The organism is Kineosphaera limosa NBRC 100340 (assembly GCF_000298215.1).
Classification (GTDB): domain Bacteria; phylum Actinomycetota; class Actinomycetes; order Actinomycetales; family Dermatophilaceae; genus Kineosphaera; species Kineosphaera limosa.
On record NZ_BAHD01000011.1, the window covers coordinates 17,110 to 39,015 of the forward strand.

Consider the following 21,906-nt stretch of genomic DNA (forward strand, 5'->3'; position numbering starts at 1 on the left):
TGTCGCGCTTACCGCCGAGCGCGGTGACCTCCGCTTCGCCGAGAGCCGCCACCCGATCCCTGCCGTTAGGTCAGGAGCGCAACATCCTGCCCGTCCCACCTAGCGCCGAAGGGGCGGGCTCAGATGTCGCGGAAGGTTTCTACCGTGGCGCCGAGGGCGTTGAGGCGGCGGGCGAGGTCCTCGTAGCCGCGGTTGATGACGTAGACGTTGCGCAGCACCGACGTGCCGGGGGCCGCCAGCATGGCGATGAGCACCACGACACCCGGCCGCAGCGCCGGCGGGCAGATGACCTCGGCGGCGCGCCAGCGGGTGGGGCCGTCGATGAGCACGCGGTGCGGGTCGAGCAGCTGCACCTTGGCGCCGACCTTCGTCAGCTCCGTCAGGTAGATCGCCCGGTTCTCGTACACCCAGTCGTGGATCATCGTGCGACCCTCCGCGCACGCCGCGATGAGGGCGAAGAACGGCAGGTTGTCGATGTTCAACCCCGGGAACGGCATCGGGTGGATCTTGTCGATCGGCGCCTTCAGCGGCCCCGGAATGGTCGTGAGGTCGACCAGTCGGGTCTGCTCGTTGGCGGAGAAGTACTCCTGCGACAGGTCGTACTTCATGCCCATCTCGGTGAGCAGCGCCAGCTCGATCTCCATGAATTCGATCGGCACACGGCGGATCGTGATGGACGACTTGGTGACGACCGCGGCCGCCAGCAGGCTCATCGCCTCGATCGGGTCTTCGCTGGGGGAGTATTCGACGTCGACGTCGATCTGCTTGCGGCCCTGAACGGTCAGCGTCGTGCTGCCGATGCCGTCGATGCGCACGCCGAGCTTCTCGAGGAAGAAGCACAGGTCCTGCACCATGTAGTTGGGACTCGCGTTGCGGATGACCGTGGTGCCCTCGTAGCGGGCCGCCGCCATGAGGGCGTTTTCGGTCACCGTGTCGCCGCGCTCGGTGAGCACGATGGCACGCGACGGGGTGACGTCGGCGTCGACCTTGGCCAGGTACAGCCCGTTGGTCGCCTCGACCGTCAGCCCGAAGTGTCGCAGCGCGGTCATGTGGGGCTCGATCGTGCGCGATCCCAGGTCGCACCCGCCCGCGTAGGGCAGCGAGAACTCGTCGAACTCGTGCAGCAGCGGGCCGAAGAACATGATGATCGTGCGGGTGCGGCGGGCCGCCTCCTCGTCCATTGCGTCGAGGTCGACGCGCGCGGGTGGCGTGATCTCCAGGTCGTTGCTGTCGGGCAGCCAGCGCGTGCGTACGCCGATCGAGGCGAGCACCTCGAGAATCCGGTTGACCTCTTCGATCCGGGCCAGGTTGCGCAAGGTGGTGCGTCCGCGGTTCAGCAGCGAGGCGCAGAGCAGGGCGACGGCGGCGTTCTTGCTCGTCTTGACGTCGATGGAGCCGGTGAGCTTGGTGCCGCCCTCGATCCGCAGGTGCTGCGGGCCCGAGGTGCCGAGCGAGACGAACTGGCTGTCGAGGTTCTCGCCGATGCGCGAGAGCATCTCAAGACTGAGGTTCTGTTTGCCCTGCTCGATGCGGGCGACGGCGCTCTGGGACGTGCCGAGTAGCTCGGCCAACTCGTTCTGCGTCATGCCCTGGTGCCTGCGTGCATCGCGGATGAGGGTGCCGATGCGTGCGAGGTACGTGTCACTCATGCCTCCGATGCTAGCTCATATGTGAGATACCGCGAGCCAACCGGGCCTGGTGGATATCGCCTCACTATGTCAGCACGACAAGCAGGGTGTCACGCGACGCGCCCAAAACCTGGACACTCGTCCCATAGTGCCACGAACGGCGCCACATCCCCGGATGTTGGGGGCGTGGCGCCGTCCTGGTCGTAACTGTGGGCGCGTCGTTCACTTGCCCGCGTCGGCCACCCCCGGCGGCAGGAAGCGTTGCCCGGTGACCCGCTCGGAGATGCCCTCGCGGTCCAGCAGCGGCGTCAACCCGCCGTTCCAGAAGGCGAAGCCGGAGCCGGTGATCATGCCCAGATCGATGTCCATCGGGGCCGCGACGACCCCCTCGTCGAGCATTCGTCGCGCCTCGTCGGCCAGCGCCTGCAGGGTGGTGGTCCGCACCTGCTCGGCGTCCAGCTCGACCGGTTGGGCCGGGCTCGGCAGCAGTGCCAGGGCCTGCTCATCGAGGTGTGCGCTGTCGGCGTCGTGCCGGTAGACACCCCGCCGACCCGCCTCGACCAGGGCCTTCAGCCCGACGGGTACGGCGAATCGGTCGGGAAAGGCCGCGGCCAGAGTCTCGTTGTTGTGCAACGCGATCGCTGGCCCAACCAGCTCTATGAGCACGTACGGGCTCATCGGCGTGACTCCGGCGAAGGCCTTCTCGATGGTCGCGATGGGGGTGCCCGCGTCGGCGATCGCGCCGAGCTGCGACATGAAGCGACCGAGCAGCCGGTTGACGATGAAACTGGGGGAGTCGCTGACCAGGATCGCCGTCTTCTTCAGCGCCTTGGCCGTCGCAAAGGCGGTCGCCAGCGTCGCGTCGTCGGTCGCGCCGCCTTTGACGATCTCCAGCAGCGGCATCACCGCGACGGGGTTGAAGAAGTGGAAGCCGACGACCCGCTCGGGGTGCGCCAGCTGCGCGGCCATCGTCGTGATCGACAGCGAGGAGGTGTTGGTCGCAAGCACCGCCTCCGGGCTGACGACGGCCTCGACCTGGGCCAGCACCTGCTGCTTGACCGACATCTCCTCGAAGACCGCCTCGATGACGAAATCGGCGTCCGCGAAGGCGCTCTTGTCCGTGTCACCGGTGATGAGAGCCCGTAGCCGGTTGGCCTCGTCCGAACTCACGCGACCCTTTGCAACGAGTTTGTCGATCTCGTCCGTGACATATTGCACGCCCTTGGCGACCCGCTCCTCGTCGAGGTCCGTCATGACGACGGGCACGTGCAACCGGCGCAGGAACAGCAGCGCCAGCTGGCCGGCCATGAGCCCGGCACCGACGATCCCGACCTTGGTCACCGGGCGGGCCAGCGACTTGTCGGGGGCTCCCGCGGGGCGTCGGGCGCGCTTCTGCACGAGGTCGAAGGCGTAGAGCCCGGCGCGCAGCTGCGGGCTCATGAGGCTGTCGGCGATCGCCTCGTCCTCGGCCGCGAACGCCGCCGCGCGCTCCGCGGTCCGCGCCCCGGCGAGCAGCTCCAGCGCCCGTAGGGGAGCCGGCGCGGCCCCGCCGGTCTTGGCCTCGACCAGCCCGCGGGCGGTCTCGATGACCCTCGCCCAGTGCTGCTCGTCGCGCTCGATCGGCGCTCGCTGCACGGTGATCGAGCCGTGCAGAACCCCGGCGGCCCAGCGGATCGACTCCACGATGAAGTCGGCCGGCTCCAGCAGTACGTCGGCCATGCCGAGCTTGGCCGCCTGAGGGCCGGTGAGCATGCGGTTGGTGTTCAGCGGGTTCTCGATGACGACCTTGACGGCGTTCTTGATGCCGATGAGGTTGGGCAGCCAGAAGCAGCCGCCCCACCCGGGAACGAGCCCCAGGAAACACTCGGGCAGCGCCACGGCGGGCACGGAGGCGCTGATCGTGCGGTAGTCGCACGCCAGGGTCAGTTCGACGCCACCGCCCATCACGGCACCGTTGATGAACGCGAAGGTCGGCACCGGCAGGTCGGCGATCGCGGAGTACACGTCGTGCCCGAGCCGCGCGATGGCCAGCGCGTCGTCGCGGCCGCGCAACTTGGCCACCCCGGTCAGGTCGGCGCCGACCGCGAAGATGAACGGCTTGCCGGTGAAGGCCACCGCCGCGATCTGCCCCGCCCGCGCGCGCTCGGCCAGAGCGTCGACGACCTCCTTGAGGCCGTTCATCCCGTGCGGGCCCAGGGTGTTGGGCTTGGTGTGGTCGTGCCCGTTGTCGAGGGTGACCAGCGCCAGCGTGCCGCCGCCCGGCAGGGCGACATCGCGCACCAGGGACTTGGTGACGACCTCGTCGTCGAAGACGCTGGTCAGGTCGGTGGTCAGATCGGTGCTGCTCATGCTGCGTCCTCGGTGTCCTGGGTGCTCGTGATCTGCGCTGCGGCCGCGTCGGCGGCGGGGGTGAGGTTCTCCCAGATGACGGCGGCGCCCATGCCGATGCCGATGCACATCGCGGTCATGCCGTAGCGGGCCGACGGGTCCTGCTCGAACTCTCGGGCGAGCTGGGTCATGAGCCGCACCCCGGAGGAGGCCAGCGGGTGTCCGGTGGCGATCGCGCCGCCCCAGGGATTCACCCGGGCGTCGTCGTCGGCGATCCCGAAGTGCTCCAGGAACGCCAGTACCTGCACCGCGAACGCCTCGTTGATCTCGAAGAGGTCGATGTCGTCGATGCTCAGGCCCGCCTGGGCCAGGGCCTTCTCCGCGGCCGGCACCGGCCCGACTCCCATGAACTCCGGCTCGACCCCAGCGAAGGAGAACGAGACCAGCCGCATCTTGGGCGTCAGCCCCAACTCGGCGGCGGCGTCGGCAGAGGCGATGAGGCACGCGGTCGCGCCGTCGTTGAGGCCGGCGGAGTTGCCCGCGGTCACGCGCCCGTGCGGGCGGAACGGAGTCTTGAGCTGCGCCAGAGCTTCCATCGTCACCCCGTCGCGGGGTGGCTCGTCGCGGGTCGCGACCCCGTAGCCCAGCTCGGCGTGCCGCAGCGCGACCGGAACGAGGTCGGGGTCGATATGGCCGGCGTCGCGGGCGGCGGCGAACTTGGTCTGGCTGGCCACCGCGTAGGCGTCGGCCCGCTCCTTGGTGAGGGTGGGGAAGCGGTCGTGCAGGTTCTCGGCGGTCGAGCCCATGACGAGCGCGGAGGGGTCGACGAGCTTTTCGGCGATGATCCGCGGGTTGGGGTCGACGCCCTCGCCCATCGGGTGGCGGCCCATGTGCTCGACGCCACCGGCGATGGCGACGTCGACAGCGCCGAGGGCGATCTCGCCGGCGACGCTGGTCACGGCGGTGAGGGCGCCGGCGCACATGCGGTCGATGGAGTAGCCGGGCACGCTCTTGGGCAGGCCTGCCAGCAGCGCGGCCAGGCGCCCGATCGTCAGGCCCTGGTCGCCGATCTGGGTGGTCGCCGCGATCGCGACGTCGCCGACCCGCTCGGGTGGCAGCGCCGGGTTGCGGCGCATGAGCTCGCGGATGCAGGCGATGACGAGGTCGTCGGCGCGAGTCTGGGCGTACATGCCCTTGTCGCCGGCCTTGCCGAACGGGGTGCGGACGCCGTCGACGAAGACGATGTCGGGGCGGCTTACGGGCCTTTCGGGCACGGTATCTCCCTTGATGATGGGCCGCGGGGCGCGCGGCAGCGGTGCCTTCATCCCGTATGTTACCGGCCAGTAGCTAATGTGTCATCCGCGCCGTGGGGCCTCGTGCGGTCGGTCGCGCTGCGCCGCTCAGGGGTCGGTCGCGCTGCGCCGCTCAGGGGTCGGGGTGCTCGGCCAGGGAGGCCCGGGTGAGCGGGGCGACGATGTCGACCTGCCACGGCCGGGCGCCGCGCCGGGCGAGCTCGTCGTCGACCTGTTCGGGCGACGGCGGCGACCACAGCACGCGGCGTAGTACGTCGGGGGTGATGAGGTTCTCCAGCGGCACCGCGTTCTCTTCGGCGAAAGCCGTCAGCTCGGCTCGCACCTGCGCGTGGCGGGCGGCGGCGGCAGCATTGCGGTCGGCCCAAGCGCGCACCGGCGGGGGAGCGTCGCTGGGCAGAGTGACCGGGGGCAGCTCGCCCTCGGGGCGCTCCAGGCCGGTGCGGATGGCGTTCAGCCACGTCTCGCCATAGCGTCCGACGGCCTTGTGTCGGCTGATGCTGGGCAGGTCGGCGCTGGTGCGGGGGGTGGCCTGGGCCAACTGCAGCAGGACGGCGTCGGGCAGTACCCGCCCGGCGGCGATGTCGCGGGTGCGGGCGATCTGATCGCGCGCGAGCCACAGGTCGCGCACGATCCCGACATTGCGGCGACCGCGAACTTTGTGGATGCCGGAGGTGCGCCGCCACGGGTCGACCCGCGGCGGTGGGCCGGTGAAGGAGAGCAGCGCCTCGAACTCCTGCCGAGCCCACTCCCACTTGCCCTGTTCTCGCAGGTCCGCCGCCACGGCGTCGCGCAGTTCGGCGAGCAACTCGACATCCAGGGCCGCGTAGCGCAGCCACGGCTCGGGCAACGGGCGAGTCGACCAGTCGACGGCCGAGTGCTCCTTGGCCAGACGCACGCCGAGATAGTGCTCGAGGACCGCCGAGAGCCCGACGCGCGGTAGGCCCGCCAGGCGACCGCCGAGCTCGGTGTCGAACAGCTGCTGGGGGCGCATGCCGACCTCGGCCAGGCACGGCAGGTCTTGCGTCGCGGCGTGCAGGATCCATTCGACGCCGGTCAGGGCGTCGGCGATCGGCTGCAGGTCGGGGCAGGCCACGGGGTCGATGAGCCAGGTGCCCGCGCCGTCGCGCCGCAGCTGCACCAGGTAGGCGCGCTGGCCGTAGCGGTATCCGGAGGCGCGTTCGGCGTCGACCCCGACGGGCCCGGTGCCGGCCGCCAGCGCCGCCGCGGCGCGCATGAGCGCACGCTCGTCGACCACCAGGTCGGGCATCCCGTCGGCCGGCATCGAGATGAGCGGCAGCTGCGGGGCGTCCGCGTCTTGGTCGGACGAAACTGCCGGCGACTCCGGCCGTGCCGGCGCGGGTTCGACAAACGGTGCGGGTTCGACAGACGGCGTGGGTTCGATGAACTGCGCGGGCACGGGTGGTGGTGTGGGGGCGGCCGAAGCCCCGGACCCAGGTGGCGCGGCCTGAGCGGGTTTGCCTGGCGGCCTGCCGGCCGATCGCTCGCGAGTCACGGATGCCTCACCCCGGGCCCTAGCGGCTGTGCCCGGACAGGGCGGTCACGCCCTGGGGCAGCGGCGGCAGTCCGGCGACGGTGCACAGCAATTCACTCCAGATCAGCAGGTGTTCGCCCAGGTCGGGTTCGGTGGGTGACCAACTGGCACGCACCTCGATCTCGACCTCGCCGTCGCGGTCGGCCAGCGCCCCGAAGCTCTCGGAGACGACCCGAGTCACGGTGCCGCCGAGCGCGCGAAAACCGGCGCCGTTGGCGTGGATGGCGTCGGTGAGCCATGACCACCCGACCTCGCCGAGGAGGGGGTCGGCGCCGAGCTCGGGCTCCAGCCGGGCGCGCACGAAGGTGACGACGCGCCACGGGCTCTCCCACGCCTCCGGGCTGGCCGGGTCGAAGAGCACCACGAATCGCCCACTGGCCAGGGCGTCTTCGGACCCGGGGCGAACCACCTCAGCGGAGAGGGCGACGGAGTGCGGCGCGATGCGTTGCGGCGCCGGGATCTCCTCGAGGTGGATCTCGGGGCGTAGGCGCACCTGTGCCAGGGCGTCTGTTGCGTCCGCGAACTGTGCGGACGCGGCCCTGTCGGTGCGGCTGCTCACCTGTGGAAATGTAGGCGGCCGGCCCCCCGCCCGCCGTGCAACACGCCGAACGTGCGTGCGAGGATCGCGGGATGGACCTCCGCAGCGACGCCGACACAGCATCCGCGACGGCCCACCCGCGCGACAGCCTGCTGGTGCGCGCGGCCCGCGGCCGACCCGGGTCGCGGCCGCCGGTGTGGTTCATGCGCCAGGCCGGTCGCAGCCTGCCGGAGTACCGTGCGATCCGCGAGGGCGTCGCGATGCTGGAGTCGTGCCGACGCCCCGAACTCGTCACGCAGATCACGCTGCAGCCGGTGCGTCGGCACGGGGTCGACGCGGCGATCTTCTTCAGCGACATCGTCGTTCCGCTCGCGGCGGTCGGTGTGGACCTCGACATCGTGCCGGGCGTGGGGCCGGTCGTCGCCCAGCCGTTCGCCACCCGCGCCGACCTCGACCGGCTGCCCGCACTGACTCCGGAACACGTCCCGGACATCACGGAGTCGGTGCGCCTGCTCGTCGCCGAACTGGGCCCGACGCCGCTCATCGGTTTCGCCGGAGCCCCCTTCACCCTCGCCTCCTACCTCGTGGAGGGCGGGCCGAGCAAGACGCACGCGCGCACCAAGGCGCTCATGCACGCCGACCCGCAGCTGTGGCACGACCTGTGCGCTCGGCTCGCGCAGATCTCCGGGGCCTTCCTGCAGATCCAGGTCGCCGCCGGCGCCAGCGCCATCCAGCTCTTCGACAGTTGGGCCGGGGCGCTGTCGTTGGCGGACTATGTGCAGTTCGTGCAGCCGCACTCGCGCGTGGCGCTGGCCGCCGTCGCGGAGCTGGACGTGCCGCGCATCCACTTCGGCGTCGGCACCGGCGAGCTGCTCGCCGCGATGGGCGACGCGGGAGCGGAGGTCGTGGGTGTCGACTTCCGCGTCGACCTGGCCGAGGCTGCGCAGCGCCTGGGCGGTAGGTACGCCGTGCAGGGCAACCTCGACCCGGCCCTGCTGTTCGCCCCGTGGGAGGTCGTCGAAGCGCAGGTGCGTCGCATCGTCGAGCAGGGCCGCACCGCGCCGGGGCACATCTTCAACCTCGGCCACGGCGTGCCCCCCGAAACCGACCCCGACGTGCTGACCCGCATCGTCGACCTCGTCAAGAGCCTGGCGACGTAGCGGGCGCTTTCACTGCGTCTTCACTGCGTCGCCGGCCGAGTCGTCGGCCGAGTCGTCGGCCTTCGGATCGGCACGTTCGGCAGCGGTCGCTTCGGCAGCGGTCGCGTCGTCAGTGCTCGTCGCTGCGGTGGCGCCGCTTCGGGCCTGGTCGGCGCGCTTGGCCCGGCGGCGGCGCACGATCCACGCAACCCCGGCGGCGAGCAGGGCCAGCGGCACGAGCCACGGAAGCAGGATCCCGAAGACGGTGAGCGCGACGGCCGCCGAGGTGATGAGCGCGTTGAGGCCGCGTTGCAACCCATCGGTGAAGCCGTTGCCTCCGCCGGTCGCGGCCGGGGCCTTGGGACCGAGCAGCGTGAGGGTGATCGTCGCGTTCTCCACCGACCCGGTCAGGGCCGCCATCCGCCGCTCGAGCGCCTCCAACTCGGCCTCCCTCGAGGCGAGCGCCTTCTCCAACTCGATGACGTCACGCACGGAGGTCGCGTCGTCCATGAGGGCGCGCACGCGGGCGATGCTGGCCCGCATCGTGGTCAACCGGCCCTGAGTGTCGACGTAGGTGCCGGTGACATCGGTGGCGTTCGCCTCGCGCGTGGTCACCGTGCCGAGCCCCTCGAGGCGGGTGAGCGTGGCCTGGAGCCCGGCCGCCGGCACGGACAGCGTCAGGGCGCCCTGCCCGGCCTCCCCGGCGCGCAGGTCCCACCGCTCGTCGGTTACCTCCCCGCCGACGGCGGTGGCGGCGGCCCGCACCGCCTGCCCGGCCGCATCGAGGTTCTCCACGGTGACCGTCATCGTTGCCGTTCGCGCGATCTTGCGGTCGGTTGCGGCGGCCGGGTCGGCCGCGCCGGCGGCTTCGGCCTCGGCGTTGCCGGCCGCCGCCCGGTCGGCGTCTGCCGTGTCCCCCTGCGCGGACTGGGCCTGGGCCATGTCTGCCACCGCGGCGCCCGCGGGCGCGGATTCGGCCGACGTTCCGGTCCCGCAGCCGCTGAGCGCGACGCACAGGGCCACGCCGACCGCCGCCCGCCCCCAGGTACCCGCCGGCCAGCGCGTTCGGTCGCGCCAGCTGTCACGCCAGTGGTCACACCAGTGGTCACGCGCATCGTCTCTGGTCATCGCCCGCTCCTTGAGCTCTTGCCGTTCCGCGCAGGCCGCGCCCGGCGGCCGGGCCCGCCCCTGCGCGGGCCCGGTCACTGCTTCCAAGGGGTCGAGGGTGCTGCGGGGTTGCCGGCCGATGTCACGACGCGGTCACGATCTGCGGTGACCGGGTTCCGGGGCGTCGCGCGCGCCTCAGCGGCAGCGCTCGGCCTCTCGCGCAACGGGGGCCGCACGCAGCACTGGGGTCGCCCTCTCGCTCTCCGTCCCTCTCGCCGTCGGGGGTAGCTCGAGGCGCACGGTGACCAACGGCAGGAAGAACTGCACGAGCGGGCCGATCGACAGGGCGTAGAGCACGGTGCCCAGGCCGACGACGCCGCCGAGCAGCCAGCCGAAGGCGAGCACGGTCAACTCCAGGGCGGTGCGCACGACCCGCAGGCTGATGCCGGTGCGTCGGTGCAGCCCGGTCATGAGGCCGTCGCGCGGGCCGGGGCCGAGCTGCGCGCCGATGTAGAGCGCTCCGGCCAGGCCGTTGAGCACGACGCCCGCGCCGAGCAGCGCGCCGCGCGCCGTCAGGTTCTCGGGAGCCACGAGCACCGAGAGGGTCAGGTCGGTCACGACGCCGATCCAGACGGCGTTGGCCACGGTGCCCAGGCCCGGCCACTGCCGCAACGGAATCCACAGCAACAGCACCGCGAAGCTGGCGACGATGACGACCTGCCCGAAGCTCAGGGACACGTGCCCGGTCAGGCCGTCGTGAAAGACGTCCCAGGGGTCCAGCCCCAGGGTGCTGCGCAGCAGCATGGCCATCGAGACCCCGTACAGGCTCAGGCCCACGAACAGTTGCAGCAGTCGCCGCGGCATCCGCCCGGCCCGCAGCTGCGCGAGCGGGCTCAGCGGCAACAGCGCGGGTCGGCCGGCGCGGGCGGCGGCCCGGGTCCGACGGCGGGAGTCGGAGTCGCCGCGAGCGCCACGAGATGAGGTCGTCATGTGCACCAGGATGTGGCGACTCGACGTGCCAATCGATAGCCAATTGCGTAATAGTGGTCTGCATGTCGGCTCCGAAGATCACCGCGCGCAGGCTCGTCGAGATCCTGCCGCCGCTGCCCGCCGCCGGCCCCCGTTACGCGGCCCTGGCGACCGCGCTGGCCGAACTCGTCGGCGACGGGCGCCTGCTGGTCGGCACGAGGATGCCCAGCGAACGGGACTTCACCGTGGCCCTGGGGGTCAGCCGCACCACGGTGACCCGCGCCTACGAGCAGTTGCGGGAGCAGGGGCACCTGGCCTCGGTGCGCGGCTCCGGCAGCGTCGTGGCCAACGCCGGCACCCGCCCCCACAGCGGGCCGATCGGCCCGCTGGGCAGCGCCGCCATCGACGCCGCTCCCGACGCACTCGACCTCACCTGCGCCGCGCCGGCCGGGCAGGCCGAGCTGCTGCCGTGGTTCGCCGCCGCCCTCGAGCGGCTGCCCGCTCATCTCACCGACTCCGGGTACCACCCGCTGGGGCTGCCGGTGCTGCGCGAGGCGATCGCGCGCCGGTTCACGCAGCGGGGCCTGTCGACCCTGGCCGATCAGATCATCGTCACCACCGGCGGCCTGCCGGCGCTGGCGACCGTGGCTCGCGCCTTCGTCGGCCCGGGCGACCGGGTGCTGCTGGAGAACCCGACCTATCCGGGGGCCATCTCGGCCATGCGGCACGCCGGCGGCCGGCTCGTCGGGCTGCCCGTCGGTCGCAGCAGCGACGGCGGCCCGGCTGACCTGGCGCCCGCCGCCGCGACCCTCATCGACCAGACCCGCCCCGGTCTGGCGCTGCTGCTGCCGGACTTCCACAACCCGACCGGGCTCCTGCTGGGCGACGCCCAACGGGCGGCTCTGGCGCGGGTGCTGCGGGAGCGTGGGGTGCGGGCGGTCGTCGACGAGACGCTGGTGGAGACCGCCCTCGACGCGAGCATCCCGATGCCGGCCCCCTTCGGGCTGCACGCGCGCGATGCCATCACCGTCGGCAGCGTCAGCAAGAGCCACTGGGGTGGCCTGCGCATCGGCTGGATCCGTGCGCCGCGCGCCGACATCGCCACCCTGGCCGCCGCGCGCCTCGGGCTGGATGTCGGGGTGCCGGTGCTCGAGCAACTCGTGGTGGCCGGCATGTTCGCCGACGGCGTGTACGCACTCCCCGGGGAGCAGGTGGCGCACCGACGCCGCTACGCCGCCCTTGTCGACGCAGTGCGCGCGCACCTGCCGGGCTGGTCGTTCGTGCCCCCGCAGGGCGGTTTGGCGTTGTGGTGCAAGATGCCCGGCAACTCCTCGAGCGCGTTGGTCGCGGCCGCCCGCACCCGCGGCACGCTGCTCGTGCCGGGGGCCGCCTTCGCCGTCGACGGCGTGGGGCTCGAGCGGTACCTGCGGTTGCCGTTCGCGCTGCGCGAGCAGCAGTTGCGCCAGGCGGTACGGGTCATCGCCGACGTGTACTCCGGCTTGGGCGAGCACGAGCCGGTGCGCGGGCGGTGGGCGAGCACCCCGCCTCCGGCCGTGGTGGCCTGAGTTCGACAATGGCCCCATGACCGATGCCACCCAGCCCGACGCGACCCAGCCCGATGTAGCCACCGACAGCCCCAGCAACCCCAACGCCCGCCGCATCAAAGAACTGAACGCCACGATCCGGTACGCCATGTGGTCGGTCTTCGCGGTGAGTCGGCCGCTGCCGCGCGACGAGGAGTCGCGCGATCGGATGGCCACGGAGGTCGAGGCGCTCTTCGCCGACCTGGGCGAACAGGATCTCGTGGTGCGCGGCCTCTACGACGTCGCGGGGCTGCGCGCCGAAGCCGACCTCATGTTCTGGTGGCACGCCCCGACGATCGAAGTGGCCCAGGCCGCCTACCGCGGCCTACGGCGCACCGAGCTGGGCGGCTACCTGCAGCCGGTGTGGTCGGTGGCGGCGCTGCACCGTCCGGCGGAGTTCAACAAGAGCCACCTGCCGGCGTTTCTGGCCGGCGAGCAGGCCCGCGACTACGTGTGCGTGTACCCGTTCGTGCGCTCCTACGACTGGTACGTCATCGACGACGCCGAGCGGAGGGACATGCTGCGCGAACACGGGCAGATGGCGCGCGACTATCCGGACGTGCGCGCGAACACCATCGCGAGCTTCGCCCTCAACGATTACGAGTGGGTGCTGGCCTTCGAGGCCGACGAGCTGCACCGGATCGTCGACCTCATGCGGGAGCTGCGGGCCAGCCGTGCCCGGCTGCACGTGCGCGAGGAGGTGCCGTTCTACACCGGGCCGCGGGTCGAGTTGGTCGACGCCGTGCGCGAGTTGCCCTGAGACGGCGGCGCGCTACCCGGGTATTGTCACGGTCAAACCCAGCACCCGAATCCATCCGCTTTCGCGCACCAAGGAATGAAGATGAACCAGCCCGACCCTGACATCGAGCGGACCCTAGCCCAGAAGGTCCAGGCCCTCTTCCCCGACCAGGAGTCCGTGAGCCGCGGCCTCGCGGACACCAACGCCCTCGCCTCTCAGGTTCCCGGCGCTGGCAGTGAGGTCATGAGCCTGTGGGCCGACCTGCTGCGCATCCAGGTGGGCGGCAGCGGCCACGAGCCGCACCCCAAGGACGCCCGGTTCGCCGACCCGACGTGGAAGGAGAACCCGGTCTACCGCACGTGGGCCCAGTCCTACCTCGCGTGGGTTGCGATGAACAAGCGCGTCGGTCAGCGGCTCGAGGACTCCGGCTTCAAGTACGCGGAGGGCGTGAAGTTCGCCCAAGGGATCCTGACCAGCGCGTTGTCGCCGACCAACTACTTCTGGGGCAACCCGGCGGCGATGAAGCGCGCGTTCGAGACCGGCGGCAAGAGCGTCGTGCAGGGCGCGGCGAACTTTGTCGACGACATGATTCACAACAACCGCATGCCGTCGATGGTGCCCAAGAACGCCTTCACGGTCGGTGAGGACCTGGCTGTCACCCCCGGGGCGGTCGTCACCCGCGACGAGGTGGCCGAACTCATCCAGTACACGCCGGTCACGGCGAAGGTGCGCGCAGTGCCGACGCTGGTCATCCCCCCGCCGATCGGCCGCTACTACTTCCTCGACCTGGCGCCGGGCCGCAGCTTCGTGGAGTACGCGGTCAGCGAGGGCCTGCAGATGTTCATGCTCAGCTGGCGCAACCCCGAGAAGCAGCACGCGGCGTGGAACTTCGACACCTATGCCGCGCGGGTCATCGAGGCCGTCGAACAGATCAAGGAGATCACCGGGCAGGAGAAGGTGAACGTCATCGGCTTCTGCGCCGGTGGCCTCATCGAGTCCGCCGCCCTCAACAAGTTGGCCGTCGAGGGGCGCGACGACATCGGCGCCGCCTCGTTCGCCGTGATGCTCATGGACTGGCGCGGTCGCTACCCGATGAACGCCTTCGCCAACGAGGCCGTGCTCGACATGGCCCGCAAGGCGTCGGCCCGCAAGGGCATCTTCGCGGCTCACGAGATGGGGGGCGCGTTCACGTGGCTGCGCCCCGACGACCTGGTGTGGAACTACTGGGTCAACAACTACCTCATGGGCAAGGAGCCCCCGGCGTTCGACATCCTGGCCTGGAATGCCGACGGCACGCGTCTGCCGGCCGGGCTGCACGCCCAGTTCCTCGACCTGTTCGCGCACAGCCCCATGGCGCACAAGGACGCGGCGAGCTACCTCGACGCCCCGTTCGACGCCAAGAACATCACCGTTCCGGTGTTCGTGCAGGGTGCCGTGACCGATCACCTCACTCCGTGGCAGGGCACCTACCGCACGACCGAGCTGGTCGGCAGCGACGACGTCACCTACGTGCTGAGCAACGCCGGGCATATCGCCAGCCTCGTCAACCCGCCGGCCAACCCCAAGGCCAGCTACTTCACCGGCTCCAAGGCCGGTCAGGTGGCGGCGGCCGACTGGCAGGCCGGAGCCACCAAGCAGAGCGGATCGTGGTGGACCGAGTGGGTGCGCTGGTCCAACGAGCGCAGCGGCGCCCTCATCAACGCGCCGAAGACCGTCGGCGGCAAGGGCGGCAGCCAGCTCGTCCCGGCTCCCGGCCGGTACGTGCGCGACGACGTGGACGCCGCCTGACCTCGCGCAGCGGATAACAGCAGAACGCCGACGGCTCCGTGCCGTCGGCGTTCTGCGTTGCTGCCGCCTGCGGAGGCGACGTGTTGGGCTCAGCCCCGATCGGTCTCCGGGGCGGGCGCGAAGCGCATGGAGATGGAGTTGATGCAGTAGCGCTGGTCGGTGGGGGTGGGGTAGCCCTCGCCCTCGAAGACGTGCCCGAGGTGGGAGCCGCAGCTGGCACAGCGCACCTCGACGCGGCGCATGCCCAGGGTGGTGTCCTCGATATATTCCACAGTGTTCTGTGCCAATGGGGTGTAGAACGAGGGCCAGCCGCAGTGGCTGGAGAACTTGTGCTCGCTGCGGAACAGCTCGGCGCCGCACGCCCGGCAACTGTAGACGCCCTCGTCGGTGGTGTCGGTGTATTCGCCGACGAAGGGGCGCTCGGTGCCGGCCTGCCGCAGCACCTGGTACTCGGCGGGGGAGAGCAGCTCGCGCCACTGCTCCTCGGTGCGCTGGACGGGGTAGGTGGGGGTGGTGTCGTCGGTGGCCATGTGCAGTGCAACACCGCGGCTGCTCTCGTGGTTCCCGCCGGTTAGCTTTGCCTCATGGCCAAGAGCTCCGAAGCGTTCGTCGATGCGGGGGGTCGCTCCGTGCGCATCTCCAGTCCGGAGCGGGTGATCTACGAGGCGACCGATCGGACTCCAGAGGTCACCAAGCTCATGGTCGCCCAGTTCTTCGCCGACGTCGGCGACGGGTTGATGCGGGCTTTGCGGGGGCGGCCGACGGCGATGGAGCGCTGGCCGTCGGGGGTGCGGCCGGGGATGCGACTGGCGACCGGGCCGGGGGACCGCAGCGCCGACGCGTTCTACCAGAAGCGGGTGCCCAAGGGCGCGCCCGACTACCTGGAGACGGTGCAGATCACCTTTCCCTCGGGTCGCACCGCCGACGAGGTGTGCCCCACCGAGATCGCCGTGCCGGTGTGGTGCGCGCAGATGGGCACGCTGACCTTTCACCCGTGGCCGGTGCGGCGCGCTGATGTCGACCGTCCCGACGAGCTGCGCATCGACCTGGACCCGCAGCCGGGGACCACCTTCGCCGACGTGCGCCGGGTGGCCGCCGTGGCGCGGGAATTGTTGGCCGAACTGGGGCTCGTCGGTTACCCGAAGACGTCGGGCAACCGCGGGGTGCACATCTACGTGCGGATCGAACCGCGCTGGGAGTTCACCGACGTGCGGCACGCCGCGATCGGATTGGGTCGCGAGTTGGCCCGCCGCGACGCTGGCACCACCGTCGAATGGTGGAAGGAGGAGCGGGGTGAGCGCGTCTTCGTCGACTACAACCAGAACAACCGCGACCGCACCATCGCCTCCGCCTACTCGCTGCGCCCGCTGCCCGGAGCGCCCGTCTCCACGCCGTTGACCTGGGCCGAACTTGCCGACCTGGCGGACCCTCGCGAGTTCACCCTGTTCACGGTGCCGGAGCGCTTGGCCGACGGCGACCCCTGGGCCGGCATCGACGACCAGGCGTTCAGCCTCGACCCGCTGCTGGAGCTGTGGGAAACCCTGCCCGGTGGCGAACTGAACTTCCCTCCGGACTATCCGAAGATGCCCGGCGAGCCCCCGCGCGTACAACCCAGCCGCAAGAACGCCGACAACTGGGAAGCCGACGGCGTCACCCCCAAGCCCCCCGCTTAGTCCGCTTAGTCCGCGTCGGTCTCGGCGTAGAGGGCGGTGGCCATGGCCACCAACTCACGAACCCTGGCCGGAGGGTCGTCGCGCCACCATACGAGCCAGACCGGGACCGAGGGGGCGTCGACGACGCGCCGGTAGGCCACGCTGGGGCGGGTGTGTTGCCGGGCGGTCGCCTCGGTGGTCATGCCGCAGGCCTCGCCGGATTCGATGAGCGCGAGCCACTCCTCGATGCCGTGCACCTCGCGAGCGCCGGCGGGGGCCGTGTCGGCGGGGAAGAGGTCGACGGTCGTCGTACCCGTCTTCAGGTCGATGCCGACGACGCGGCCCGCGAAGTCGGCCAGACGGACGGTGCGGCGTCGGCTCAGCGGGTCGTCGCGGCTGAAGGCGGCGTACCGAGCCTCGACTCCGATGACCGCCCGTCCCATCCGTTGGTCCCGAGGTTCGCGGCGGGTGACCGCGACATCGGCCAGGCCCTCCGATAGCCCGGCCGTAGGGGTGCTCGCGTGCACGAAGACCAGCGACGACCCGGGATAGGCCTGCGTCCAGCGGCGCTGCAGCATGCCGGTGTTGTGTCGCCCCAACCCGGCCCAGGCGAACCCGATCCGCAGCTGCGACTCGGCCTGCGCCACGTCGGCGACGAGCCGCTCGCACTCGGTGAGCACCCGGCGCGCATGGGAGAGGGCGCGGCGGCCCTCGGGGGTCAGCGCGACTCCACGGCCGGTGCGGCGCACGAGCCGCACGCCGAGCTCGCTCTCCAGCGCGCCGACCGTGCGCGAGACCGTCGCCTGCGAGGTGCGCAGCGCAATCGCTGCGTCGGTGAAGGTGCCCTCGTCGACGACGGTCACGAAGGCCCGTAGCTGCCGCACTTCCATACGAAAAGCGTATAGGAGAGGCATGAATTGCATTTCTTGTATGGCAACCGTCCCCCCGACACTCGTGGCATGAGCAACGGCAGCAGCATCAACCTCGCCCCGCGCGGCGCCGGAGCCGCGACCCCCACCGACACCACCGCCTCCGCCATTGCGCAGGCAGGAGCGGCCGGCGCAGCTGCCGGCACACGGACCAACGCCAAGGCCACGCGGCGCGGCTACGCGGCGATGTTCACCGCTGCCGCGAGCAATCAGACCGGCGCGGCGCTTGGGGCGCACGCTTTCGACGCCATCGGCCCGGCCGGGGTCGTTGCGGTTCGTCAGATCGTCGCGGCCGTCGCGCTCGTGCCGACGGCTCGCCCCCGCTGGCGGTCGATGACCTGGGCCCAATGGTGGCCCGCCTTGGCCCTGGCCGCCGTCTTCGTCGGCATGAACCTCGGGCTGTACACGGCGATCTCGCGCGTCGGCCTCGGCCTCGCGGTGACGTTGGAGTTCCTCGGCCCCCTCGCCGTCGCCCTGCTTGGCTCCCGCCGCCGGATCGACCTCGCAGCAGCCGTGCTGGCGAGCATCGGGGTCTACGTGCTGGTGCTCCCGGGCCCGAGCACCGACCTCGTCGGCATCGCCTGCGGCCTGTTCGCGGCGCTCTGCTGGGCCGGTTACATCCTGCTCAACAAGGTAGTCGGCGCGCGGCTCCCCGGCGCGCAAGGCCCGGCGGTGGCCTCGACGATCTCGTCCCTGGCGTGTCTGCCGATCCTCGTGGCGATCATCGCCGACGGCCGGATGACGACGACAGCGTTGCTGTTCGCCGTGGCCGCAGGGTTGTTCTCCTCGACCGTGCCGTACGCCCTCGACCTGTTCGCCCTGCGGCACGTCACGCCGGCGGCGTTCGGCCTCTTCATGAGCGTGCACCCGGTGTTGGCCGCCTTTGCCGGACTCGTTCTGCTCGGCCAGTGGCTGGCGGTGCACGAGTGGATCGGCATCCTCATCGTCGTGACGGCCAACGCGGTCGCTCTCGGGGTCGGCGCCCGTTCCGCCAACTTGCGTCCGGCCGATCTGCCGGGCTGCTTGACCGCCGACGAGCCGACCGGCCGCGGCGACGAGACAATGACACGAATGGAGGAAGGTCGATGAGCGGTCTGCTGTGGCTGGGCCTGATGGTCGGATTCTGGGTGGTGACGTTCGCGCTGCTCGGCCGTGACGCGATGCCCGCCCGCGAGCGCCTCCCCCTGACACGCTGGGGCTATCGCGACTGGTGGTGGAACGCGGCCGCGGGCGTGCGGATTTTCTGGGGCTTGCAGGAGGCGCGCTGGCAGCGCATCGACCGAGCCCGCAGCGTTCGCTGAGTCACTGGTTTCCGCAGTCTCAAAGTCGCTCGAACTTACGATTGTGGTGTCTGAGTCGGGTGATAACGCGTGTTTCCGTTGCGAACGGGTTGCGCGGGCGATCCCTGCGAGGCAGGATCGGGGTATGCCGAAGGCCTCCCAGGGATCCCCGCCGACCGCGGCACCGTCGCCGTCGAGCCGCCCGGAGGCCGTCGCCTCCGTCTCCGGATTCGACGACGTGAGCCGGGCCATCATCGAGACCCTGCAGCGTGACGGCCGCGCCTCGTACGCGGCGATCGCCCGCGAGGTGGGCCTGTCGGAGGCGGCCGTGCGCCAGCGGGTGCAGCGGCTGCTGGAGGCCGGGGCGATGCAGATCGTGGCCGTGACCGATCCGCTGCAGGTGGGCTTTCGCCGCCAGGCGATGATCGGCATCCGCGTCAGCGGCGACCTGACGCCCGTCGCTGAGGCGCTCGTCGCGATGAGCGACGTCGCGTACGTCGTCACGACGGCCGGCAGCTTCGACATCCTCGCCGAGGTCGTCTGCGAGGACGACGACCATCTGCTCGACCTGCTCAGCCGCCGCATCCGCGCGCTGCCCGGCGTGGCGCAGACCGAGACCTTCGTCTACCTCAAACTCAACAAACAGCACTACGACTGGGGCACCCGCTGATGACGACCACCGAAACCACCTCCGCCACCCGCTCTGGCACGCCCTTGACCCAGGCCGCGCGCGACCACCTGTGGATGCACTTCACGCGGCAGGGGCCGCTGGAGCCGGTCGAGCGCGGGGGAGCGGGCGCGCAGGTGCCGGTCATCGTCCGCGGCGACGGGGCCTACCTCTGGGACGACGCGGGCAAGCGCTACCTCGACGGCCTCGCGGGCTTGTTCGTCGTTCAGGTCGGGCACGGGCGCCGCGAGCTGGCGGAGGCGGCGGCTCGTCAGGCCCAAGAGCTCGCCTACTTTCCCATCTGGTCGTACGCCCACCCGCAGGCCATCGAGTTGGCGGAGCGGCTCGCGGCGTCGGCGCCCGGCGATCTCAACCGGGTGTTCTTCACGACCGGCGGCGGCGAGGCCGTGGAGTCGGCCTGGAAGCTGGCCAAGCAGTACTTCAAGCTGACCGGCAAGCCGGGCAAGCACAAGGTCATCAGCCGCGCGATCGCCTATCACGGCACCCCGCAGGGCGCGTTGTCGATCACCGGCATCCCGCCGCTGAAGGAGATGTTCGAGCCGCTCGTGCCAGGCGCCCACAAGGTGCCGAACACCAACCTCTACCGCGCCCCGGAGTACCTGCGCGAGGACGAGAAGGCGTTCGGGCGATGGGCGGCCGATCGCATCGCCGAGGCCATCGAGTTCGAGGGCCCGGATACGGTCGCCGCGGTCTTCTTGGAGCCGGTGCAGAACGCCGGCGGGTGCTTTCCTCCGCCGCCGGGGTATTTCGAGCGGGTGCGGGAGATCTGTGACGAGTACGACGTGTTGCTCGTCTCCGACGAGGTGATCTGCGCGTTCGGGCGGATCGGGTCGATGTTCGCGTGCGACGACTTCGGGTACGTGCCGGACATCATCACGTGCGCCAAAGGCATGACGAGCGGCTACTCACCGATCGGCGCGATGATCGCCAGCGACCGCCTGTTCGAGCCGTTCCGGCACGGGCACAACGCGTTCGCGCACGGCTACACGTTCGGCGGGCACCCCGTCTCCGCGGCCGTGGCCATGGCCAACCTCGACATCTTCGAGCGCGAGGGGCTGCTGGCGCACGTGCAGGAGCAGGCCCCGGTCTTCCGCGCCACGCTGGAGCGCTTGCGCGACCTGGACATCGTCGGCGACGTGCGCGGCGAGGGCTTCTTCTACGGCATCGAGCTCGTCAAGGACAAGGCCACCCGCGAGACGTTCAACGAGGCCGAATCGGAGCGGATCCTGCGCGGCTTCCTCTCCGGGGCGCTCTTCGACGCCGGCCTCTACTGCCGAGCCGACGACCGCGGCGACCCCGTCGTCCAGCTCGCCCCGCCCCTCATCTGTGGCCCCGCCGAGTTCGACGAGATGGAGTCCGTCCTGCGCGACGTCCTCACCCGCGCCCAGGCGCTGCTGTAGGGAGCACGTCACATGGAGACGATGCGGGCGCCTGGTTCCGCCTCCATGTCGTCGGCGAGGCGGCACAGTTCGGCGTCGATTCGAGCCACCTGCGGTGGCGTGGGGAGTGCCTCAAACGCCAGGCCCTTGACCTCCCAGAGCCACGGCGTGACATCGGCCCAGCGCCACACCTTGATCGGTTTGACCTCCGGCTCCAGGGACGCGTAGGGCGCAGGAAATAGGCGTGATCCGCCTCCAGCGACCCACTGCTGCACGGCTTGGCGGGACACGCCGACCCGTGCGGCGATCGCCGGAATAGTGACGAGGTCGGGATGGACGCGTACGACGCGTGCGCTCGGCTCGAAGCTGTGGATGCGGCGGGTGGCAGACAGCGCTGCATGGACGGGATCGGACTCGGTAAACGCGGTTGCGATCACCGAGCCACCGGCTTGCGACCAGAGCAGGTCGTCGAGGACTTGGCCCAGCCGTGCGGCCGTGGCGTGGTCCTCAAGGTCGACCCCGATCACGACGAGAGGGATCTCTACTGGCTGGCACACGAAGGCACTCCTTGCGACTGGGGTCTCTAGGCTACAACCTGTCCTTGTCATGTGACAAGGACAGGTGTCTCAGCTGGGCCCGCCGGGTCTGCCGCGGCCAATGTCCACGACGGTCAACGCGGGCTGGTCAAGGGTCGTTCGGAGTTTCTCGATGCGCTTGCGTAGTGCCGTGATCCGTCGGCGAAGGGGCTTGGCGACCCCTGCCGACATGGGGGAGAGGGTGGCCGTGGCCAGATCGAGCTGTGCGCCCGCGTCGTCCAGAGACGCAGCAGCAGAAGCGATCTCGGGCTCGCTCGGTAGATCCTCGATCTGCCGGAGCAAGCCTGCCTCCTTGATCGCATCCAGGGCCTCGTCTGCGCTCTGCAGTATCTCGTCGATATAAGCGTGGTGTGCCTGTCTCAGGGCGAGTTCGGAGGCGGCGTCCGTCAGCTGTTCAGCCCGGTCGAGGTGGTCGACGGCCCGGGCAAGAACTGAGCCGTGCACATGAAGGCACCGCTGGATCTTGCGGCGTGCGCTCTTCGCGACCGACTCGCCTCCTCGGCCCGTCCCGAAGATCGTGATGATGCAGCCGCCGGGGCAAAACAGCCGGCCCCAATGACCGCTGGGGTGGTCCAAGCTCCAGCCCTGTTCGCGGCCGTATGCCAACGTGTCGCGCCACCAGGACTTGGAATGGTCGGGCCACGTGTCGTGCGGTCGGTAGATGCTCACTCGATGACCTCCTCGGGTGCCCCACCATG

At 70.8% G+C, this 21,906-nt stretch carries 20 protein-coding genes; 9 read left to right on the top strand and 11 right to left on the bottom strand.

The window, feature by feature from the left end; genetic code table 11:
• Positions 1 to 119 precede the first annotated feature (119 nt).
• The 5 genes from KILIM_RS03675 to KILIM_RS03695 all read right to left on the bottom strand — a co-directional run bounded on the left by KILIM_RS03675 (position 120) and on the right by KILIM_RS03695 (position 7,380).
• Positions 120 to 1,649: a helix-turn-helix domain-containing protein gene (locus tag KILIM_RS03675; RefSeq protein WP_006591277.1), complete on the bottom strand. Its 1,530-nt coding sequence runs from the start codon at positions 1,647 to 1,649 to the stop codon at positions 120 to 122.
• A 201-nt stretch (positions 1,650 to 1,850) separates the two neighbouring features.
• Positions 1,851 to 3,977: a 3-hydroxyacyl-CoA dehydrogenase NAD-binding domain-containing protein gene (locus KILIM_RS03680; RefSeq protein WP_006591278.1), complete on the bottom strand. Its 2,127-nt coding sequence runs from the start codon at positions 3,975 to 3,977 to the stop codon at positions 1,851 to 1,853.
• A complete protein-coding gene (locus KILIM_RS03685; RefSeq protein ID WP_006591279.1) occupies positions 3,974 to 5,281 on the bottom strand; it encodes a thiolase family protein in 1,308 nt (435 codons plus the stop codon). Before KILIM_RS03685 ends, KILIM_RS03680 begins: the two co-directional genes overlap by 4 nt.
• A gap of 100 nt (positions 5,282 to 5,381) precedes the next feature.
• Positions 5,382 to 6,686 (bottom strand): HRDC domain-containing protein, encoded by a 1,305-nt coding sequence (locus tag KILIM_RS03690; RefSeq protein WP_006591280.1) that lies wholly within the window; start codon positions 6,684 to 6,686, stop codon positions 5,382 to 5,384.
• 115 nt (positions 6,687 to 6,801) lie between these two features.
• Positions 6,802 to 7,380, bottom strand: a complete 579-nt coding sequence (locus tag KILIM_RS03695) for a DUF3000 domain-containing protein (RefSeq protein ID WP_006591281.1) — start codon at positions 7,378 to 7,380, stop codon at positions 6,802 to 6,804.
• Positions 7,381 to 7,451: 71 nt separating this feature from the next.
• Between KILIM_RS03695 and hemE the strand changes: the two genes are divergently transcribed.
• Positions 7,452 to 8,519, top strand: a complete 1,068-nt coding sequence (gene hemE, locus KILIM_RS03700; RefSeq protein ID WP_006591282.1) for a uroporphyrinogen decarboxylase — start codon at positions 7,452 to 7,454, stop codon at positions 8,517 to 8,519.
• Positions 8,520 to 8,528: 9 nt separating this feature from the next.
• On the opposite strand, the gene KILIM_RS22035 is transcribed toward hemE, so the two are convergent.
• Entirely contained in the window at positions 8,529 to 9,626 is a 1,098-nt protein-coding gene (locus KILIM_RS22035) for a DUF4349 domain-containing protein (protein ID WP_006591283.1), read from the bottom strand.
• A gap of 174 nt (positions 9,627 to 9,800) precedes the next feature.
• Positions 9,801 to 10,601 carry a membrane protein YczE gene (gene yczE, locus KILIM_RS03710; RefSeq protein ID WP_006591284.1) on the bottom strand — a complete coding sequence of 267 codons (801 nt, stop codon included), beginning with the start codon at positions 10,599 to 10,601 and terminating at the stop codon, positions 9,801 to 9,803.
• Positions 10,602 to 10,657: 56 nt separating this feature from the next.
• Here yczE and yczR point away from each other — a divergent pair, with 56 nt between their 5' ends.
• The 3 genes from yczR to KILIM_RS03725 all read left to right on the top strand — a co-directional run bounded on the left by yczR (position 10,658) and on the right by KILIM_RS03725 (position 14,684).
• Complete coding sequence (yczR, locus tag KILIM_RS03715; RefSeq protein WP_006591285.1) at positions 10,658 to 12,139, top strand: MocR-like transcription factor YczR; 1,482 nt, start codon at positions 10,658 to 10,660, stop codon at positions 12,137 to 12,139.
• 16 nt (positions 12,140 to 12,155) lie between these two features.
• Entirely contained in the window at positions 12,156 to 12,917 is a 762-nt protein-coding gene (hemQ, locus tag KILIM_RS03720) for a hydrogen peroxide-dependent heme synthase (RefSeq protein ID WP_006591286.1), read from the top strand.
• An 81-nt stretch (positions 12,918 to 12,998) separates the two neighbouring features.
• Positions 12,999 to 14,684 carry a PHA/PHB synthase family protein gene (locus KILIM_RS03725; protein WP_006591287.1) on the top strand — a complete coding sequence of 562 codons (1,686 nt, stop codon included), beginning with the start codon at positions 12,999 to 13,001 and terminating at the stop codon, positions 14,682 to 14,684.
• Between the two features lie 89 nt (positions 14,685 to 14,773).
• On the opposite strand, the gene msrB is transcribed toward KILIM_RS03725, so the two are convergent.
• Positions 14,774 to 15,214 (bottom strand): peptide-methionine (R)-S-oxide reductase MsrB, encoded by a 441-nt coding sequence (gene msrB, locus KILIM_RS03730; protein ID WP_006591288.1) that lies wholly within the window; start codon positions 15,212 to 15,214, stop codon positions 14,774 to 14,776.
• Positions 15,215 to 15,268: 54 nt separating this feature from the next.
• Between msrB and KILIM_RS03735 the strand changes: the two genes are divergently transcribed.
• A complete protein-coding gene (locus KILIM_RS03735) occupies positions 15,269 to 16,357 on the top strand; it encodes a DNA polymerase domain-containing protein (RefSeq protein ID WP_006591289.1) in 1,089 nt (362 codons plus the stop codon).
• A gap of 5 nt (positions 16,358 to 16,362) precedes the next feature.
• Here KILIM_RS03735 and KILIM_RS03740 read toward each other — a convergent pair whose 3' ends face one another.
• Positions 16,363 to 17,226, bottom strand: a complete 864-nt coding sequence (locus KILIM_RS03740) for a LysR family transcriptional regulator (protein WP_006591290.1) — start codon at positions 17,224 to 17,226, stop codon at positions 16,363 to 16,365.
• A 69-nt stretch (positions 17,227 to 17,295) separates the two neighbouring features.
• Here KILIM_RS03740 and KILIM_RS03745 point away from each other — a divergent pair, with 69 nt between their 5' ends.
• The 4 genes from KILIM_RS03745 to KILIM_RS03760 all read left to right on the top strand — a co-directional run bounded on the left by KILIM_RS03745 (position 17,296) and on the right by KILIM_RS03760 (position 20,633).
• Positions 17,296 to 18,354, top strand: a complete 1,059-nt coding sequence (locus KILIM_RS03745) for an EamA family transporter (protein ID WP_083875885.1) — start codon at positions 17,296 to 17,298, stop codon at positions 18,352 to 18,354.
• Complete coding sequence (locus KILIM_RS03750) at positions 18,351 to 18,566, top strand: hypothetical protein (RefSeq protein WP_006591292.1); 216 nt, start codon at positions 18,351 to 18,353, stop codon at positions 18,564 to 18,566. Before KILIM_RS03745 ends, KILIM_RS03750 begins: the two co-directional genes overlap by 4 nt.
• Positions 18,567 to 18,690: 124 nt before the next feature.
• The gene (locus KILIM_RS03755) at positions 18,691 to 19,215 is read left to right on the top strand and encodes an Lrp/AsnC family transcriptional regulator (RefSeq protein WP_006591293.1); all 525 of its coding nucleotides are present in this window, start codon (positions 18,691 to 18,693) and stop codon (positions 19,213 to 19,215) included.
• Complete coding sequence (locus KILIM_RS03760) at positions 19,215 to 20,633, top strand: aspartate aminotransferase family protein (RefSeq protein WP_006591294.1); 1,419 nt, start codon at positions 19,215 to 19,217, stop codon at positions 20,631 to 20,633. Before KILIM_RS03755 ends, KILIM_RS03760 begins: the two co-directional genes overlap by 1 nt.
• Before the next feature lie 8 nt (positions 20,634 to 20,641).
• Here the strand turns inward: KILIM_RS03760 and KILIM_RS03765 are convergent, their stop codons facing one another.
• Positions 20,642 to 21,139, bottom strand: a complete 498-nt coding sequence (locus tag KILIM_RS03765) for a hypothetical protein (RefSeq protein ID WP_157551432.1) — start codon at positions 21,137 to 21,139, stop codon at positions 20,642 to 20,644.
• A gap of 99 nt (positions 21,140 to 21,238) precedes the next feature.
• Entirely contained in the window at positions 21,239 to 21,877 is a 639-nt protein-coding gene (locus KILIM_RS03770) for a hypothetical protein (protein WP_006591296.1), read from the bottom strand.
• Positions 21,878 to 21,906: the final 29 nt, after the last annotated feature.